At 64.5% G+C, this 17,077-nt stretch carries 14 protein-coding genes; 5 read left to right on the top strand and 9 right to left on the bottom strand.

Annotated features, from left to right (window positions below; translation table 11 throughout):
* The first annotated feature begins 15 nt into the window (after positions 1-15).
* Positions 16-180, top strand: a complete 165-nt coding sequence (locus ABIC03_RS19710) for a DUF3309 family protein (RefSeq protein WP_007595743.1) — start codon at positions 16-18, stop codon at positions 178-180.
* A 93-nt stretch (positions 181-273) separates the two neighbouring features.
* Here the strand turns inward: ABIC03_RS19710 and ligD are convergent, their stop codons facing one another.
* Positions 274-2,958, bottom strand: a complete 2,685-nt coding sequence (ligD, locus tag ABIC03_RS19705; RefSeq protein WP_354060248.1) for a DNA ligase D — start codon at positions 2,956-2,958, stop codon at positions 274-276.
* A 118-nt stretch (positions 2,959-3,076) separates the two neighbouring features.
* On the opposite strand from ligD, the gene ku reads away from it, so the two are divergent.
* Positions 3,077-3,961 (top strand): non-homologous end joining protein Ku, encoded by an 885-nt coding sequence (gene ku, locus ABIC03_RS19700; protein ID WP_275169290.1) that lies wholly within the window; start codon positions 3,077-3,079, stop codon positions 3,959-3,961.
* A 225-nt stretch (positions 3,962-4,186) separates the two neighbouring features.
* On the opposite strand, the gene ABIC03_RS19695 is transcribed toward ku, so the two are convergent.
* The 7 genes from ABIC03_RS19695 to ABIC03_RS19665 form a co-directional block, all read right to left on the bottom strand.
* A complete protein-coding gene (locus ABIC03_RS19695; RefSeq protein ID WP_354060246.1) occupies positions 4,187-4,876 on the bottom strand; it encodes a response regulator in 690 nt (229 codons plus the stop codon).
* On the bottom strand, positions 4,873-7,596 hold the full coding sequence (locus tag ABIC03_RS19690; protein ID WP_354060888.1) for a DUF4118 domain-containing protein: 2,724 nt from the start codon (positions 7,594-7,596) through the stop codon (positions 4,873-4,875). Before ABIC03_RS19690 ends, ABIC03_RS19695 begins: the two co-directional genes overlap by 4 nt.
* Positions 7,597-7,632: 36 nt before the next feature.
* Entirely contained in the window at positions 7,633-8,235 is a 603-nt protein-coding gene (locus ABIC03_RS19685; RefSeq protein ID WP_354060244.1) for a K(+)-transporting ATPase subunit C, read from the bottom strand.
* Positions 8,236-8,389: 154 nt separating this feature from the next.
* On the bottom strand, positions 8,390-10,504 hold the full coding sequence (kdpB, locus tag ABIC03_RS19680; RefSeq protein ID WP_354060242.1) for a potassium-transporting ATPase subunit KdpB: 2,115 nt from the start codon (positions 10,502-10,504) through the stop codon (positions 8,390-8,392).
* An 82-nt stretch (positions 10,505-10,586) separates the two neighbouring features.
* Positions 10,587-12,290: a potassium-transporting ATPase subunit KdpA gene (gene kdpA / locus ABIC03_RS19675; protein ID WP_354060240.1), complete on the bottom strand. Its 1,704-nt coding sequence runs from the start codon at positions 12,288-12,290 to the stop codon at positions 10,587-10,589.
* 31 nt (positions 12,291-12,321) lie between these two features.
* Entirely contained in the window at positions 12,322-12,411 is a 90-nt protein-coding gene (locus ABIC03_RS19670) for a K(+)-transporting ATPase subunit F (RefSeq protein ID WP_018454042.1), read from the bottom strand.
* Between the two features lie 11 nt (positions 12,412-12,422).
* Positions 12,423-12,593 (bottom strand): hypothetical protein, encoded by a 171-nt coding sequence (locus ABIC03_RS19665; protein ID WP_354060237.1) that lies wholly within the window; start codon positions 12,591-12,593, stop codon positions 12,423-12,425.
* Positions 12,594-12,828: 235 nt separating this feature from the next.
* On the opposite strand from ABIC03_RS19665, the gene ABIC03_RS19660 reads away from it, so the two are divergent.
* The 3 genes from ABIC03_RS19660 (at position 12,829) to ABIC03_RS19650 (ending at position 15,779) form a co-directional block, all read left to right on the top strand.
* Complete coding sequence (locus ABIC03_RS19660; RefSeq protein WP_354060235.1) at positions 12,829-13,296, top strand: hypothetical protein; 468 nt, start codon at positions 12,829-12,831, stop codon at positions 13,294-13,296.
* A gap of 227 nt (positions 13,297-13,523) precedes the next feature.
* Positions 13,524-14,159: a uracil phosphoribosyltransferase gene (gene upp / locus ABIC03_RS19655; RefSeq protein WP_275169298.1), complete on the top strand. Its 636-nt coding sequence runs from the start codon at positions 13,524-13,526 to the stop codon at positions 14,157-14,159.
* A 33-nt stretch (positions 14,160-14,192) separates the two neighbouring features.
* On the top strand, positions 14,193-15,779 hold the full coding sequence (locus ABIC03_RS19650; protein ID WP_354060233.1) for an AMP-binding protein: 1,587 nt from the start codon (positions 14,193-14,195) through the stop codon (positions 15,777-15,779).
* Between the two features lie 55 nt (positions 15,780-15,834).
* Here ABIC03_RS19650 and ABIC03_RS19645 read toward each other — a convergent pair whose 3' ends face one another.
* Positions 15,835-17,001, bottom strand: a complete 1,167-nt coding sequence (locus ABIC03_RS19645; protein ID WP_354060231.1) for an acyl-CoA dehydrogenase family protein — start codon at positions 16,999-17,001, stop codon at positions 15,835-15,837.
* Positions 17,002-17,077 lie beyond the last annotated feature (76 nt).

Genomic DNA, 17,077 nt, shown 5'->3' with positions numbered 1-17,077 from the left:
TGGAGGAGATTTCGCATGTCTATCGGTACGATCATTCTGATCATTTTGGTCATCGCGCTGCTCGGCGGCTTCAGCGGCATCGGCGGCGGCCCGTTCTACGGCACCGGCTATTACGGCGGCGGCGGTCTCGGGCTCGTCATCGTGATCCTGCTGATCCTGCTGCTGCTGGGACGGATCTAGCCGGGTTCGGTAGGGTGGGTTAGCCGCAAGGCGTAACCCCCCTCTTTCTTTCCGCGTCAACAGAAGGGGTGGGTTACGCTTCGCTAACCCACCCTACTTCTTTTTATCCGCCAGCTTCTTGATCGCTGCCTTGATCGACACGGCCGCATCGTCATAACCATCCCACGCCTTCGACCGCGGCAGCAGGCCGGGCACGCTACGCAGCGTGTAGCGCTTCGGATCGAGATCGGTCTTCACCTGCGCCCAGGTGAGCGGCATCGACACAGTGGCACCGGCGCGCGCACGCGGCGACAGCGGGGCCACCGCCGTCGACATGCGATCGTTGCGCAAATAGTCCAGGAAGATCTTTCCCATTCGCAGCTTCTTCGACATGTTGAGCAGATAGCGCTCGGGATTGTCGTCCGCCATCCACTGGCAGACACCTTGCGCGAAGGCCTTGGCTTCTTTCCAGCTCACCTGGTCGCGCGCGCCATGTCGCAGCGGTACCACGACGTGCAGGCCCTTGCCGCCGGTGGTCTTGCAGAAGCTCTCCATGCCGATGTCGGTCAGCCGCTGCCGCATCTCCTTGGCGGCCTCGACGACGTCGGCGAAGACGACGTCGGGCGCGGGATCGAGATCGAACACCAGCCGGCCCGGAGTATCGTAGGCGTAAGGCGCGCAATTCCAGGGATGCAACTCGACGCCGCCGATCTGCGCCACGGCCGCGAGCCCCTCGATGCGATCGATCTGCAAATAAGGCTTGCGGTCGCCGGAGACCCGCGCGAGCTCCAGGAGGTTCGACGTGCCCTGCATGGCGTGGCGCTGGAAGAAGCATTCGCCCTTGATGCCGTCAGGGGCGCGGATCAGCGAACATGGCCGGCCCTTCAGGTGCACGATCATCCACTCGCCGACGGCTTCGAGATAGCGCGCGAGATCCAGCTTGGTGACGGGATCGCCATTGCCGTCGTCCGGCCAGAGCTCCTTGTCCGGCTTGGAGATGACGACACCCATCACTTCGGCACTGCCACCTTGCGCCGTTCGTGCGCCGGTCTTCGCTTGCGCGCGCGGCTTGGCACGCCGCTTGGTCGAGGGCTCGGCAAGCTCGGTATCGACCGGTGTCTCGGCCTCGACCTCCTCCGCCGGCTTGTCCTGCCGCAGACCCTTGAAGGCGGCCTGGCGGATGTTGCCGTCGGCAGTGAAGCCGGCGAACTCGATCTCCGCCACAAGCTCCGGCTTCAGCCAGTGCACCTCGCGCGCTTTTTTCGGTGCGTTCTTGCCGCCAAAGGGGCTTTGCTTGGCCTCCATAGCCTTCAAGGACGGCATGATGCGCTTGACCTTGTCGGCGCCGAAGCCGGTTCCGACCATCCCGACGAAGGCGAGATGATCGCCGCGGTGCACGCCGGCCATCAGCGAACGGAATTTACCATTGGTGGTCTTGTAGCCGCCGATCACGACCTCATGGCCGGCACGGCATTTGGCCTTGGTCCAGCTTTCTGTCCGCCCCGAACGATAAGGTGCGTCCAGCTTCTTCGACACCACGCCCTCGAGCTCGAGCTTACAGGCCGATTGCAGCACGGCGTCGCCGCCGCTTTCGAAATGCTCGACATAGCGAATCTGGCTCGATTTTTTCTTGCGTGCCTCCAGGAGTTCCTTGAGGCGGTCCTTGCGCTCCCCGAGCGGCAGCCGCCGCAAATCGAGGCGTTCGACGAACAGGAGGTCGAAAGCGAAGAAGATGAGCTCGTCGGTCTTGCCGTCCGAGAGCGCGGCCTGAAGCGACGAAAAGTTCGGTGCCCCATTGTGGTCGAGCGCGACGATCTCGCCGTCGATCATCAAATCCGGCAACGCGCCCGCTTCCTTCGCGATGCTTGCGAATTTTTCGGTCCAGTCGAGGCCTTTGCGCGTCTTCAACGTCGCCTTGCCGCCCTCGACCCGCAGCTGCACGCGGTAGCCGTCGAACTTGATCTCGTGGCACCAGCCATCGCCACCCGGCGGGCGCTCGACCGAGGTGCAGAGCTGCGGCGCGACGAAATCCGGCATCTCCGCCTTCTTCGCGGTCGTCGCGGTTGTGGCTTTCTTCTTTGCCGTCTTGCCGGTCTTCAACGCCGCGCGGGGTGCCGGCTTGACCGTGCGCTCTTTCGCCTCGTCCGCCCGGTTGGACTGCCAGACCGCGTCGGCCTTGGCCTTGGTGCCCTTCGCCAGCATGAACGGTTTTGGCGCCCGGCCTTTGCCTCCGGCGATCTGCTCCATCGCACGGCCGGAGGCGACCGACTTGTCCTCCTCGAGAATGTCGTTGTCTGCGCCCTCGCGGACATGTTCGTCGCGATGCTTGATCAAGAGCCAATTGGTCCGCTTGCCGCCGGTGCGGTCGTTGCGCATGCGCACCAGGACCCAGCTACCGTGCAGCTTCTCGCCATGCAGGGTGAATTTCAAATCGCCCTTCTTGAAACCGCGTTCGGGATCTTCGGATTCCCAGGTGCCGCGGTCCCACAGCATGACCGTGCCGCCGCCGTATTGGCCCTCCGGAATCGTACCCTCGAAGTCGCCATAGTCGAGCGGGTGGTCCTCGACCTCGACGGCCAGCCGCTTGTCGTGCGGATCGAGCGAGGGCCCTTTCGTCACCGCCCAGGACTTGAAGACGCCGTCGAACTCGAGCCGCAGATCGTAGTGCAGCCGCGAGGCGTCATGTTTCTGGATCACGAAGCGCCGCTGCTTCGATTGCGCCACCGCGGTCTTTCCCGACGGCTCCGGCGTCTTCTCGAAATCACGTTTCTGTCGATACTTGGAGAGCTTTTGCAGCACGACTGGTCCCGGATTCTCGTTCGGCGTGGAAGCCTATCACGGCCCGCACCCCACCCGGAACCAAAACCCCGCGGGACGGTTGGGGTTCCAAACTGACTCGAAGACGCTGGAGAACGGAATGGCACCGCGCGCCTATTGGAAGGGAACGTTGAAGCTCTCGCTGGTCAGTTGCCCCGTTGTGCTTTATCCGGCGACCACCGCGGCCGAGAAGACGCGGTTTCACATGATCAACCGCGAGACCGGCAACCGATTGAAGCAGCAGATGATCGACGCCGAGACCGGCGACGTCGTCGAAAGCGACCAGAAGGGACGCGGCTACGAGCTGCGCAAGGGTAAATACGTCGAGATCGAGCCGGAGGAGCTCGAAGCGGTCCAGATCGAGAGCAACCACACCATCGACATCGAGAGTTTTGTGCCGAGCGACGAGATCGACCAGCGCTATCTCAACCATCCCTACTACATCGCGCCCGACGGCAAGGCCGCAGTCGATGCCTTTGCCGTGATCCGCGACGCCATGAAGGACCAGGATCGCGTCGCGCTCGCCAAGATCGTGCTCACCAATCGCGAGCACATCATCGCGATCGAGCCGCTCGGCAAAGGTCTGCTCGGCACCACGCTGCGCTTCCCCTACGAACTGCGCGACGAAGACCAGTTCTTCGACGATATCAAGAGCCCGAAGATCACCAAGGACATGGTCGAGCTCGCGGGCCACATCCTCCAGACCAAGGCTTCCCATTTCGACCCCAGCAAGTTCAAGGACGACTACGAGAACGCGCTGAAGGCCCTGGTGAAGCGCAAGGCCAGCGGCAAGACGATCGAACTGCCGGAGCCCGAGGAGAAGCCGAGCAATGTCGTCAGCCTGATGGATGCGCTGAAGCAGAGCCTGAAGGGCCGCGGCGGGAAGAAGACCGCGGCGAAGTCCCATGCGCGCCGGGCGTCGGGGCGAACGCGCGCCGCGAAGAAGACGCATCGGTCGACGGCGCGGCAGAGGAAGGCGAGCTGACCTGCTCCGTCATTGCGAGCGCAGCGAAGCAATCCAGTATCTTTCCGCGGAGGGATTCTGGATTGCTTCGCTGCGCTCGCAATGACGATGTTGATGCAGGCTTGCGCCGCCATTTCGGTCGTCATGCCCGGGCTTGTCCCGGCATCCACGTTCTCGGGTCCCCCACATCAGGACGTGGATGGCCGGGACAAGCCCGGCCATGACGGATCGTCGCACGTGGGCAGCCTAATCCGCCGACTTCAGTCGATACCCAATCCCCGTCTCCGTCAGCACATATTGCGGCCGTTCCGGATCGGCTTCGATCTTCTGCCGCAGCTGGCGGACATAGACGCGCAGATATTGTGCATCCGTCAGTTCGTCCCAGAGCTCCCTCAGCAGGAAGCGGTGGGTAAGCACCTTGCCGGCGTGCTGCACCAGCACGCGCAGGAGGTCATATTCCTTCGGCGACAGTTTGACGTCGCGCTCGCCGACCTTGACGATCCGGCGCACCAGATCGACCGAGAGATCGCCGGCACGGAACACCGGGCGCTCGCCCTGGATCTGAAGCTGGTGCCGCAGCGCGGCGCGCAGGCGCGCCAGCAGCTCGTCCATGCCGAACGGCTTTGTCAGGTAATCGTCGGCGCCGAGATCGAGCGCCTCCACCTTGCCGGCCTCGTCGCCACGGCTCGACAGTACCACGATCGGCACAGCTTCATTGCGGGCGCGGATGGTGCGCAACAACTCATGGCCCTGGATGTCGGGCAGGCCGAGATCGAGGATGATCAGCGCGGGACCCTCGCTGAGCTTCTCCAGCGCGGTCTTGCCGTTCGACGCCTCCAGGATCTCATAGCCCTGCGTCGAGAGCCCCATCCGCAGCAACTTGCGGATCGGCGGCTCGTCGTCGATGACCAGCACTTTGATCGGGGCAGCGCTCATGCGGCGGTATCCAATGCGCGGGTCCGGGCCGGAATGGGCAGACGGATGGTCAGAACCGCACCGCTCCGGTCGCTGCGATTCGCGGCCGAGATCGTGCCATGCATCGCCTCGACGAAGCCGCGGGAAATGGCGAGCCCGAGCCCGGTGCCGGGCCGGACATGGTCACCCTTCTGCACGCGATAAAACTTGTCGAACACGCTCTCGAGCTCCTCGGACGGAATGCCGTCGCCCTCGTCGGCAATCTGGAGCACCACATGATCGCTGTCGCGCCGGCTGCGAATCGAGACGGTCGCGTGGGGCGGCGAATATTTGGCGGCGTTGTCGAGCAGGTTGAACAGCACCTGCTCGAACAGCACGGCATCGAGCTGGAGCATAGGAAGGTCTGCGGCCAACTCCAGCTCCACCTTGTGGGCGGTGAGGATCTTGGCTGCACGCCGGAGCGCGCTGCCGACGATCTCTCCGAGATCGTGCAACGCAGCGTTGGGCACGATGGCGCCGGATTCGAGCTTGGTCATGTCGAGCAGATTGGCGATGAAGCGGTTGAGCCGTTCGGATTCGTCGATAACCGTCGCGAGCAGGTCGCGCTTCTCGGTCTCGGAGAGCGCGCTGGCGAGATCGCGCATGGTCGAGGCCGCACCCAGCACGGATGCGAGCGGTGTCTTCAGGTCGTGTGAAATCGAGGTGAGCAATGCGGAACGTAGCCGCTCGGATTCGACGGAGCGCTTGACGCGATCGACGTCCTCGACCAGCAGCACGCGCTCGATCGCCAGCGCGCCCTGATCGACCAGCGCGTCGAGCAGCCTGCGCTGGTCGGGCGTCAGCAAGGGACCTGTGCGGTCGTCGTCGATGCCGATGACGCCGATCGGGCCGCGCCCGGTGCGCATCGGCAGGAACAGCCGTTTTGCACCCGGCAGCGTGTCCGAGCCGCGGCCTGCAGGGCGATCATTGCTCCAGGCCCAGTTGGCGGCGGCAAGGTCGGCCTGATCAAGATCGTCCTCGGGGGGATAGCCCGACTTCACCGTGAGCAGGCCCTCGTCCGGCAACAGCAGCACCACGCGGACTTTCAGCATCAGCGCGATCTGGTAGGCGGTCGCCCACAGCACGTCGTCGAGCGTGCCGGTGCCGGCGAGCTTGCGGCTGAAAGCATAGAGCTGCTCGGTGGTCCGGATGCGGCCGATCGCAGCATCGGCCTGGGTACGTACCCGCCCCGCCACGTTCGACACTACGAACGCAATCAGCATGAAGAAAAAGAACGCCGCGACATTGGTCGGATCGGTGATGGTGAAGGTATAGACCGGCGGCAGAAAGAAGAAATTGTAGGCGAGCGACGCCGCGATACTCGCAAGCAACGACGGCCACAATCCGTAGCGCACCGCAACCGTCACCACGGCGGTCAGAAACATCAGGTCGACGTTCTCAATGCCGAAATAGGGCTTGATGGCCACGGCGGCAGCGAGGCCAAGCGCGGTGATCCCGAGTGCCTTCAGGTAAGGTCGCGCATCGAACGGGTCCGATCGCGTTGCGGTCTGCACCGCCGTCTTCGGCGCCGGCTCGCTCGTGAGTTCGTCGCCAGGGATGACATGTACGCTGATATTCCCGGCGCGGCGCACCAGATCGTGCACGACGGAGCCGCGCGTCATCTCGAACCAGAGCGAGCGCGTCGACTTGCCGATCACGATCTGGGTTACGTTGTTGCCTTGCGCGAAGTTGACGACGTCGTCGGCGATGCGGCGGCCGACGCCCGGAATCGTCAGCGCCTCGCCGCCGAGCGATTCTGCGAGCCGCAGCGTATCGGCCAGCCCGTCGCGCTCCTCATCGGACATTTGCAGGGAGCGCCGCGTCTCGATCGACACCGCGATGAACGGCGCGTGCAGCCGGTCGGCCAGCCGCTTGGTGTAGCGCACGAGGCTGGCCGCGCGCGGATCTTCGCTGACGCAGACGAGAATGCGCTCGCCTGCGGCCCAGGGGCCGGCGATCGCGTTCGCCTGCATGTGGGTGAGCAGCTGCTCGTCGACCCGTTCGGCCGTGCGCCGCAGCGCGAGTTCGCGCAGCGCGGTCAGGTTGCCCGGCGAGAAATAATGCTCCAGCGCCCGCTCGGCCTGCCTGCGGACATAGACCTTGCCCTCTTTCAGCCGCTGGATCAGGTCGTCGGGCGTGAGGTCGATCAGTTCGATGGCGTCTGCGCGGTCGAACACCGAATCCGGCACGGTCTCGCGCACCCGCACATGGGTGATCTGGGCGACGACGTCGTTCAGGCTCTCGATGTGCTGGATATTGACGGCGGTGTAGACGTCGATGCCGTGGGACAGCAGTTCTTCGACATCGAGATGACGCTTTGGATGGCGGCTGCCGGCTGCATTGGTGTGAGCGAGTTCGTCGACCAGCGCGATTTTCGGCCGGCGCGCGATCACGGCGTCGAGATCCAGTTCCTCGACAATCTGGCCGCGGTAATCGAGCTTCTTGCGCGGGATCACTTCCAGCCCGCGCACCAGCGCCTCGGTCTCGGCCCGGCCATGGGTCTCGACGAAGCCGACTACGACGTCGATGCCGGCCTTGCGCTTGGCGTGGGCGCTTTGCAGCATCTCGTAGGTCTTGCCGACGCCGGGAGCGGCGCCAACGAAGATCTTCAGCTTGCCGCTCACGCCCTCCTCCCGGCGCGCGGCTTCCAGCAGCGCCTCGGGCGAAGGACGTTGTTCGGGATCGCGGCGCTCTCGGACCATCAAGTCAATATAACATCCGCGCGGGCCTAGCCTAGACTACTTCGTGGCACGATCGAGCGCGAGATTCAGAGCCAGCACGTTGACCCGGGGCTCGCCGATCAGACCGAGCAGGCGGCCTTGGATGTTGGAAGCCACCAGTTGCCTGACCTGATCCTCCGGCACGTTTCGCGCCTTTGCTACCCGTAGCACCTGGAATTGCGCCGCTTCCGGCGAGATATCCGGATCGAGGCCACTGGCTGAGGTCGTCACGAGGTCGACCGGCACGGCGGCATTCGGATTCTCGCCCCTGAGCTTGTCCACGTCTTCCTTCAGCCGGTCGGCCAGTGCCTTGCTGGTCGGGCCGAGATTGGAGCCACCCGAATTCGCGGCGTTGTAGGGGGCCGGTACCGTCTTAGTCGGATCGTTCGGATCGGGCGCCACCGTCGCCGAGGGACGGCCGTGGAAATATTTGTCGTCCTTGAACTCCTCCCCGATCAGGGCGGAGCCGACCACCTTGCCGTCCTTCTCGACCAGGCTGCCCTGCGCCTGCGCGGGGAAGATTGCGCCGGCAATAGCGGTCATCGCGAGGGGATAGGCAAGTCCGGTGATGGCGGTGAGTACCAGCAGCAGGACGATGGCAGGGCGGATCTCTCTGAGCATGTTAGGTCTCCAGTTATTTCGTCATCTCGAGCGGAGCATCCCTGCCGTCGTTCCGGGGCGATGCGAAGCATCGAACCCGGAACCTCGAGATTCCGGGTTCGCCTCTTCGAGGCGCCCCGGAATGACGAGAGATTCGCTCCTCGCAATGACGGGGTTAAGCCAGGTGCAAGGCAACGACCACGAGATCGATCGCCTTGATACCGATGAAGGGAATGACGATGCCGCCGAGGCCGTAGATCAGCAGATTGCGCCGGAGCAGTGCGCCGGCACCGACCGCGCGATAGGCGACACCCTTCAGCGCCAGCGGGATCAGCGCGATAATGATCAGCGCGTTGAAGATGATCGCCGACAGGATGGCGCTCTGCGGGCTCGACAGGTTCATGACGTTGAGCACGTTGAGCTGGGGATAGAACGCCAGGAACATCGCCGGAATGATCGCGAAATACTTCGCGACGTCGTTGGCGATCGAGAACGTGGTCAGCGCGCCGCGCGTCATCAGCAGCTGCTTGCCGATCTCGACCACCTCGATCAGCTTGGTCGGATTGGAGTCAAGGTCGATCATGTTGCCGGCCTCGCGCGCCGCCTGTGTGCCGGTATTCATGGCGACACCGACGTCTGCCTGCGCGAGCGCCGGCGCATCGTTGGTGCCGTCGCCGCACATCGCCACCAGCTTGCCCTTGGCCTGCTCGTCGCGGATCAGCTTGAGCTTGTCCTCGGGAGTTGCCTGCGCCAGGAAGTCGTCGACGCCGGCTTCCGCTGCGATCGCGGCGGCCGTCATCGGATTGTCGCCGGTAATCATGACGGTGCGGATACCCATGCGTCGCAGCTCGGCAAAGCGCTCGCGGATGCCGCCCTTGACGATGTCCTTGAGCTGGATGACGCCGAGCAGCTTGCCGTCCGTAGCGACCGCCAGCGGCGTGCCGCCGGCCTTTGATATTTCGTCGGCAATGGTCTGGATCTCGCGGCCGATGTCTGAGAGCCCGGCGGGCTGGATGGAACGAGCCGTGTTGCCTGAGGCGACCGCCAGCGGCGCACCACCGCCGACATAGTTGAGAATCGCATCGACCGCGCCCTTGCGCACCGACGAGCCGCCGGCATCGACGCCGCTCATGCGGGTCTGCGCCGTGAATGGGATGAAGGTGGCTCCCAACTCGGCCATGTCGCGGCCACGGATGCCGTATTTCTCCTTGGCCAGCACGACGATCGAACGGCCCTCCGGGGTCTCGTCGGCCAGCGAGGCGAGCTGGGCCGCGTCCGCGAGCTCCTGCTCGGTGACGCCGCGCACGGGGCGGAAGGAGGTCGCCTGGCGGTTGCCGAGTGTGATCGTTCCGGTCTTGTCGAGCAGCAGCGTGTCGACGTCTCCGGCGGCCTCGACGGCACGGCCGGACATCGCCAGCACGTTGAAGCGGACCAGGCGGTCCATGCCGGCGATGCCGATCGCCGACAGCAGCGCGCCGATCGTGGTCGGGATCAGCGTGACGAACAGTGCGACCAGCACGACCACCGAGATCGAGCCGCCGGCATAGGCCGCGTAGCTCGGGATGGTGACGGTGGCGAACACGAAGATGATGGTGAGGCCGGCCAGCAGGATGTTGAGTGCGATCTCGTTCGGGGTCTTCGCCCGCTCGGCGCCCTCGACCAGCTTGATCATGCGGTCGATGAAGGTCGAGCCCTGTGCTGCGGTGATCCGCACGCGGATCCAGTCGGACAGCACTTGGGTGCCGCCGGTCACTGCCGAACGGTCACCGCCGGATTCGCGGATCACGGGTGCGGACTCGCCGGTGATGGCGGCCTCGTTGACGGACGCGACGCCCTCGATCACCTCACCATCGGAGGGAATGGTATCGCCGGCCTCGACGAGAACGAGGTCCCCCACCTTGAGGCTGGTGCCCGGCACGAGATTGAAGGCCGGGCCGGCGCCGCTCAGCAGCTTGGCCTGGCTCTCGGTGCGGGTCTTGCGCAGCGATTCCGCCTGCGCCTTGCCGCGGCCTTCGGCCACGGCTTCGGCAAAATTGGCAAACAGCACCGTGAACCAGAGCCAGACGATGATCTGGAAGGTGAAGCCGAGATTCCCGCCGGCGGTGACGAGATCGCGGACGAAGATCACGGTGGTAAGCGCAGCCACAATCTCGACCACGAACATCACGGGGTTCTTGATCATCAGCCGCGGATCGAGCTTGGTGAAGGACGCGCGGATCGCAGGCACGACGATCTTGGGATCGAGCATCGCCGAGACGGACGCGTGTTTTTGCAGTTTCATGGTATCCATGGAGGTCACTCCAAAACAATCAGAAGGCTGTCGATCAGAACACTTGCTGTTCAGAAGATTTGCTGTTCAGAACACTTGCTGTTCAGAACACTTGGCCGGCGTTCATCGCGAGATGCTCGACGATGGGGCCGAGAGCGAGGGCCGGGAAGAAGGTCAGGCCGCCGATGATCAGGATCACGCCGACGACGAGGCCGACGAACAGCCCGCCGGTCGTCGGGAGGGTACCCGCGGACGGCGGGATGGATTTTTTGGCGGCCAGCGAGCCCGCAATCGCCATCGCCGGGATGATCATGAAGAAGCGGCCGACGAACATCGCGCTTGCAAGCGTGAGGTTGTAGAAGAAGGTGTTGCCGGTGAGGCCTGCGAAGGCCGAGCCGTTGTTGCCGGTCGCCGAGGTGAAGGCGTAGAGCACCTCGGTAAAGCCGTGCGGCCCGGCATTCGCCATCGAGGCGACCGCCGCCGGATAGACCACGCCGACCGCGGTCCAGCCGAGGATCATCAGCGGCAGCACCAGGATGGCCAGCATTGCCATCTTGACCTCGCGCGCCTCGATCTTCTTGCCGACATATTCTGGCGTGCGACCGACCATCAGGCCCGCCACGAAGATCGCGAGGATGACGAACAGCAGCATGCCGTACATGCCGGCGCCGACGCCGCCGACGACGATCTCGCCGAGCTCGATGTTGATCAGCGGAATCATGCCGCCGAGTGCGGTGAAGCTGTCATGCATGGCGTTGACCGCGCCGCAGGAGGCGGCCGTCGTGATCACGGCGAACAGGGAGGACGCCACGATGCCGAAGCGAACCTCCTTGCCCTCCATATTGCCGCCGGTCAGGCCGAGCGCATGCATGGTCGAAGTGCCGTTGGCCTCCGCCCAATAGGTGATGGCGACCCCAGCGAGGAACAGCACGCCCATCACGGACAGAATTGCCCAGCCCTGGCGCTGGTTGCCGACCATACGACCGAACACGTTTGTGAGCGCGGCGCCAAGCGTGAAGATCGACAGCATCTGCACGAAGTTCGACAGCGCGGTCGGGTTCTCGAACGGATGCGCCGCGTTGGCATTGAAGAAGCCGCCGCCGTTGGTGCCAAGCATCTTGATCGCGACCTGCGAGGCGACCGGCCCGACCGCAATGGTCTGCTTGGCGCCTTCGAGCGTGGTGGCCTCGACATAGTCACCGAGCGTCTGTGGCATGCCCTGCCAGACCAGGAACAGCGTGTAGACGACACAGATCGGCAGCAGCACGTAGAGCGTACAGCGCGTGACGTCGACCCAGAAATTTCCAATCGTGCGCATCGAGGCGCGCGAGAAGCCGCGGATGAGCGCCACAGCAAGAGCGATGCCGGTTGCCGCCGACAGGAAATTCTGGTGCGTCAGGCCGAGCATCTGCACGAGATAGGAGATCGTGCTCTCGCCGCCGTAGTTCTGCCAATTGGTGTTGGTGATAAAGGAGATCGCGGTGTTGAAGGACAAATCCGCGGCGACCGCCGACTGCCCGGCCGGATTGAACGGCAGTACATCCTGCAGCCGCATCACGCCATAGATGATGAGGAAGCCGCCGACGTGGAACAAAAGCATGGCGACCGTATAGGTCAGCCAATGCTGCTCGCGCTTCTCGTCGACGCCGGAGAACCAGTAGATGCCGGCCTCGATCGGACGCAGCACCGGCGACAGGAAGGTCCGCTCGCCGTTGAACACGCGCGTCATGTACCAGCCGAGCGGTTTTGTCAGCGCAACGATAATGACGCAGAAAAGAATGATCTGGAGCCAACCGATCACAGTCATGGAATTAACCCTTCAGGCTTCGTAAGCACGATCAGAACCGCTCGGGCCGCAGCAGCGCGTAAGTGAGGTAGAACAGGAGACCGAGCGAGACGGCACCGGCGAGCGAATAATCGAAGATCATGGTCCGCTCCCTCAAAGCCGTTCGCAGGCGTAGGTGTAACCGATCGCGAGCGCGAAGAAGCCGAAGCCCAGCGCCAGCATCAGAATGTCCATCATGGAGATACTCCTCGTTGCGCCCTTGATTTCGGTGCAACCGTTTTCTTGGGAGACCCGGTCGGCGCGTGAAAGGAAACGCCGGTGCATTTCCACGGGGCCTACCGGGACTTTTGACCGGGCTGAAGTGCCACCGCGGGGATAGGTTTTCGAGACGAGGGCCGTGGCGAAGTTATAGGAATCTCATAAAGGCCAGCGGCGGTCCGATGCCCACACTTATGAAATCGCTATATCTCCCGCCCCGTCCCCATCTCGTTTTCAAATGCCGTTTTGGCCATCTTGGAGAGGCCGGCCGACTGACCGACGCCAATCCAGGAGGCCTGACATGACCGCCGCCCGCCGACACCACGAACCGCCGTCACTCAGCGACCGCTTGCGCAGCACGCAGGCGATGACGCGGCCCTTGATGCTCGACATCATCGCGCACGCCTGCCGTCGCTTCCCTTCGCTTGGACAAAGCGAACGCACCGCACGCATCATGCGCCTGGTCGATGTCGAGGCCTGGGCCGATGCCGCGCTGGCACTGATGGAGCTGGAGCTGCCACTCTGGCAGGTCCGCCGCATCGCCTATGACGAGGGCGAATGGCACTGTGCTCTCTCGCGCGAGCGCGAATTGCCGGACTGGCTCGACGCCGCGGTCGAAGCCCACCACGCCGATCTCGCGCTCGCGCTGCTGTCGGCCTTCGTCGAGGTCGAGGCATCGATCCTGGCCGTCTCGCGTCCGAGCGTTCCCACTGTTCGTTCCGCGCCTGACCCGCTCTATGAGCCGGTCGGCTGCGAGAATTTCGGCTAGTGGGGCGCGGTCCTGACGCTCGTCATCACACTCGTGGCGCGCGGGCTCGGAGCATAAGCCCTCACGCCATCGACCGCGAATTGACCATGGCTGCCTAGGAGGCGAGCAACCGGCTCCGCAGCGCGGTCACGATGCCCGGTTGAGGGTGCGTATCCCCTCGGAGAGGGCGTGGCCAAAAACACCCGGCCGATCTGGCGAAATTTCGCGGAACCGTGTAGATCGGGTTCATGAGCACCAGCAACGTCAACGTCGTCGCCCATCCCCTGGTCCAGCACAAGCTCTCCCTGATGCGGGAGAAGGACCGCTCGACCAAGAGCTTTCGCGAGATCCTGAACGAGATCGGGATGCTGCTCGGCTACGAGGTGACGCGCGACCTGCCGCTGGAGCTGGTCGAGATCGAGACGCCGATTGCGCCGATGCGGGCGCCCAAGATCGCCGGCAAGAAGCTCACGCTGGCGCCGATCCTGCGCGCCGGCGTCGGCTTCCTCGACGGCATGCTGGCGCTGATGCCCTCGGCGCGCATCGCCCATATCGGACTCTACCGCGATCCCCAGACGTTGCAGGCCGTGGAATATTACTTCAAGGCGCCGCAGGACCTGTCGGACCGCACCGTGATCCTGATGGACCCGATGCTGGCGACCGGCAACTCGGCCTGCGCCGGCGCCTCGCTGCTGAAGGCGCGCGGCGCCCGCGACATCCGCTTCGTCTGCCTTCTGGCCGCGCCTGAAGGCGTCGCGCAGTTCCAGAGCGAACATCCCGACGTGCCGGTCTGGACCGCCGCGATCGATGAGCGGCTGAACGACCACGGCTACATCGTGCCGGGGCTGGGCGACGCCGGCGACCGGATGTTCGGCACCAAGTAGACAGGTTCGCGCGGTCGGGTTAGTCCGGTTGTCATGAGCGCCAACGTATTTTCGCTGCAAACACTGATCCGGACCGAAGCCGCCGCCGATCCGGCCTTCGTGTTCGACGGCACGCCGGTCTCGCGCGCGGAATTCTCGGAAAAGATCGAGCAGACCGCCGCCTGGCTTGCCGCGCAGGGTATTGGCAAGGGCGACGTCGTCGCGGTCTGGCTGGTCAACCGGATCGAATGGATCGCGCTGCTGTTCGCCGCCGCCCGGCTCGGGGCAATCGTCGCCGCCGTCAATACACGCTACCGCAGCGCGGAGGTCGCTCATCTCCTGAAGCTGTCCGACGCCAGGCTGATGGTGATCGAAGCCGCGTTCCGCTCGATCGACTTTGCCGCTATTCTCGCTGACGTCGCCAAGGACGAGGTGCCTGCGCTGCGAGAACTCGCGGTAGTTGGCGGGGATGCGATCCCCGCACATTGGCCGTGCGTGCGCTTCGATGCCTTCGACAAGCCCTATCCGCCGGCTCCCCCAGCGGATGAGGACGTCGATCTGCCTTTGCTGCTCTACACGACATCGGGCACCACCAAGGGACCGAAGCTTGTCGCGCATTCGCAGCGCACGCTGGCCACGCACGCCGCCTCCGTTGCCAAGGCGCTAAAACTCTCGCCGCAGCGCCATGCGCTGCTGGCCATGCTGCCGTTCTGCGGCACCTTCGGCATGACGAGCCTGCTCGGCTTCATCGCAGCGGGCGCGACCGTCCATGCGCTCGACGCCTTCGAGGGCGCGCCGGCGCTGAAGATTCTCCGCGAGTACGGGATCACCCACGCCTTTGGCTCGGACGAGATGTTCCGCCGCATCCTCACCCTCGCCGACGCGCTGCATCCGTTTCCGCAGCTCGAAATCTGCGGCTTTGCCGCGTTCCAGCCCGGCTGGCGCGAACTCGCCGCGGAGGCCGAGGCGCGCGGCATGCCCCTGTTCGGCCTCTACGGTTCGAGCGAGGTGCAGGCGCTGTTCTCGATCGCACGCGCGAGTGACGCCTTCACCGATCGCATCGAGGGCGGCGGCTGGCCGATGTCGCCGGAGGCCAAGGTCCGTGTGCGCGACACCGAGACCGGCGAACTCGCCGCTCCAGGTGTCTCCGGCGAGATCGAGATCCGTGCGCCGTCACGCTTCCTCGGCTACTACAACAATCCCGACGCGACGCGCGACGCCATCACCGCGGACGGCTTCTTCCGCACCGGGGATATCGGCCGGCTGCGCGGCGACGGCTCCTTCGTCTACGAAACCCGCGCGGGCGATGCCATGCGGCTCGGCGGCTTCCTGGTTGCGCCCGGCGAGATCGAGGACGAGCTCAAATCGTGCGCTGGCGTGGCCGACGCCCAGGTCGTCGCGGTCGATCTGAAGGGAAACGCCCGCTGCGTTGCCTTCGTGATCCCCATCCAGGACCTCCACCACGAGCCGCCGCGGCAGGACGCGTTGATCACGCGCTTGCGCGAGCGGCTCGCCGGCTACAAGGTCCCGGCGCGGATCTATGTCGTGGAGGCCTTCCCCGTCACCGACAGCGCGAATGGCGTCAAGATCCAGCGCGCCCGGCTTCGGGCTATGGCGATGGAGCGGATCGCTGCTGAATAAGCACGGCCACTGGGCTAGCGCGCGAACTCGTCTAGGCCAAAAGGTCGCGCGTTAGCTAGTATGACTTGGCCAGTCCAAGCACCTTTTCCGCAATGAAGCTGAGCGCGAGCTGCGGGCTGACCGGCGCGATGCGCGGGATCAGAACTTCGCGCAAGTAACGCTCGACATGGAACTCCTTGGCATAGCCGAAGCCGCCATGGGTCATCACCGCCTGCTCGCAGGCATGATATCCGGCCTCACCCGCAATGTATTTCGCGGCATTGGCGGCGCCGCCGCAGGGCATGCCCTTGTCGTATTGCCAGGCCGCCGACATCACCATCAACCAGGCCGCCTCGAGCTCGACCCAGTTTACGGCCAGCGGATGCTGAATGCCCTGGTTCTTGCCGATGGGTCGGTTGAACACCACGCGGGTCTTGGCGTATTCAGTCGCGCGCGACAACGCGAGCTTGCCGAGGCCGACTGCTTCCGCTGCGATCAGGATGCGCTCCGGGTTCATGCCTTCGAGGATATACTGGAAGCCTTTGCCTTCTTCGCCGATCCGGTCTTCCATGGGGATCTCGAAGTCCTCGAAGAACAGCTCGTTGGAATCGACGATCTTGCGGCCCATCTTCTCGATCTCGTGGACCTTGATCCTGTTGCGATCGAAGTCCGTATAGAACAGGCTCAGCCCATGCGTCGGCGAGCGCACGTCCTCCAACGGCGTGGTGCGCGCCAGCAGCAGGATCTTGTGCGCGACCTGCGCGGTCGAGATCCACACCTTCTGGCCGTTGACGATGTAGCGGTCGTTCTTGGCCACCGCGCGGGTCTTGAGCTGGGTGGTGTTGAGGCCGGTGTTGGGCTCGGTCACGGCGAAGCAGGCCTTCTCACGACCCTCGACCATCGGCGGCAGCATGCGCTTGCGCTGTTCCTCGGTGCCGAACACGACCACGGGATTGAGGCCGAACACGTTGATGTGCACCGCGGATGCGCCGGACATGCCGGCGCCGGATTCCGCGATGGCACGCATCATGATCGCGGCTTCGGTGATGCCGAGCCCGGAGCCGCCGTAGGCCTCCGGCACGCAGATGCCGAGCCAGCCCGCGTCGGCGAGCGCCTTGTGGAAGTCGTGCGGAAAACCGCCGTCGTGGTCCTTCTTCAGCCAATAGGCGTCGGGAAAGTCTTCGCAGATCTTCGCGATAGCGTCGCGAATGGCCTCCTGCTGATCCGTGAGCGCGAAATCCATGATGGTCTCCTTGCTGGGAGCCGCGCCCGCGCAATCTCCCCGCCTCTTCGCGTTTCCCACGCGAAGGCCGTGGCCG

The organism is Bradyrhizobium sp. RT6a (assembly GCF_040547675.1).
Classification (GTDB): Bacteria; Pseudomonadota; Alphaproteobacteria; order Rhizobiales; family Xanthobacteraceae; genus Bradyrhizobium.
Note: the sequence above shows the minus strand (reverse complement) of the source record. Positions and strands in the feature narration are given on the sequence as shown.

What these genes read in the sequence shown, in the direction of transcription:
- ABIC03_RS19710 (WP_007595743.1), top strand. Translation starts at nt 16, where the DNA reads ATGTCTATCGGTACGATCATTCTGATCATTTTGGTCATCGCGCTGCTC.
- ku (WP_275169290.1), top strand. Translation starts at nt 3,077, where the DNA reads ATGGCACCGCGCGCCTATTGGAAGGGAACGTTGAAGCTCTCGCTGGTC.
- ABIC03_RS19695 (WP_354060246.1), bottom strand. Translation starts at nt 4,876, where the DNA reads ATGAGCGCTGCCCCGATCAAAGTGCTGGTCATCGACGACGAGCCGCCG.
- ABIC03_RS19690 (WP_354060888.1), bottom strand. Translation starts at nt 7,596, where the DNA reads ATGGTCCGAGAGCGCCGCGATCCCGAACAACGTCCTTCGCCCGAGGCG.
- ABIC03_RS19685 (WP_354060244.1), bottom strand. Translation starts at nt 8,235, where the DNA reads ATGCTCAGAGAGATCCGCCCTGCCATCGTCCTGCTGCTGGTACTCACC.
- kdpB (WP_354060242.1), bottom strand. Translation starts at nt 10,504, where the DNA reads ATGGATACCATGAAACTGCAAAAACACGCGTCCGTCTCGGCGATGCTC.
- kdpA (WP_354060240.1), bottom strand. Translation starts at nt 12,290, where the DNA reads ATGACTGTGATCGGTTGGCTCCAGATCATTCTTTTCTGCGTCATTATC.
- ABIC03_RS19670 (WP_018454042.1), bottom strand. Translation starts at nt 12,411, where the DNA reads ATGATCTTCGATTATTCGCTCGCCGGTGCCGTCTCGCTCGGTCTCCTG.
- ABIC03_RS19665 (WP_354060237.1), bottom strand. Translation starts at nt 12,593, where the DNA reads ATGCACCGGCGTTTCCTTTCACGCGCCGACCGGGTCTCCCAAGAAAAC.
- ABIC03_RS19660 (WP_354060235.1), top strand. Translation starts at nt 12,829, where the DNA reads ATGACCGCCGCCCGCCGACACCACGAACCGCCGTCACTCAGCGACCGC.
- upp (WP_275169298.1), top strand. Translation starts at nt 13,524, where the DNA reads ATGAGCACCAGCAACGTCAACGTCGTCGCCCATCCCCTGGTCCAGCAC.
- ABIC03_RS19650 (WP_354060233.1), top strand. Translation starts at nt 14,193, where the DNA reads ATGAGCGCCAACGTATTTTCGCTGCAAACACTGATCCGGACCGAAGCC.
- ABIC03_RS19645 (WP_354060231.1), bottom strand. Translation starts at nt 17,001, where the DNA reads ATGGATTTCGCGCTCACGGATCAGCAGGAGGCCATTCGCGACGCTATC.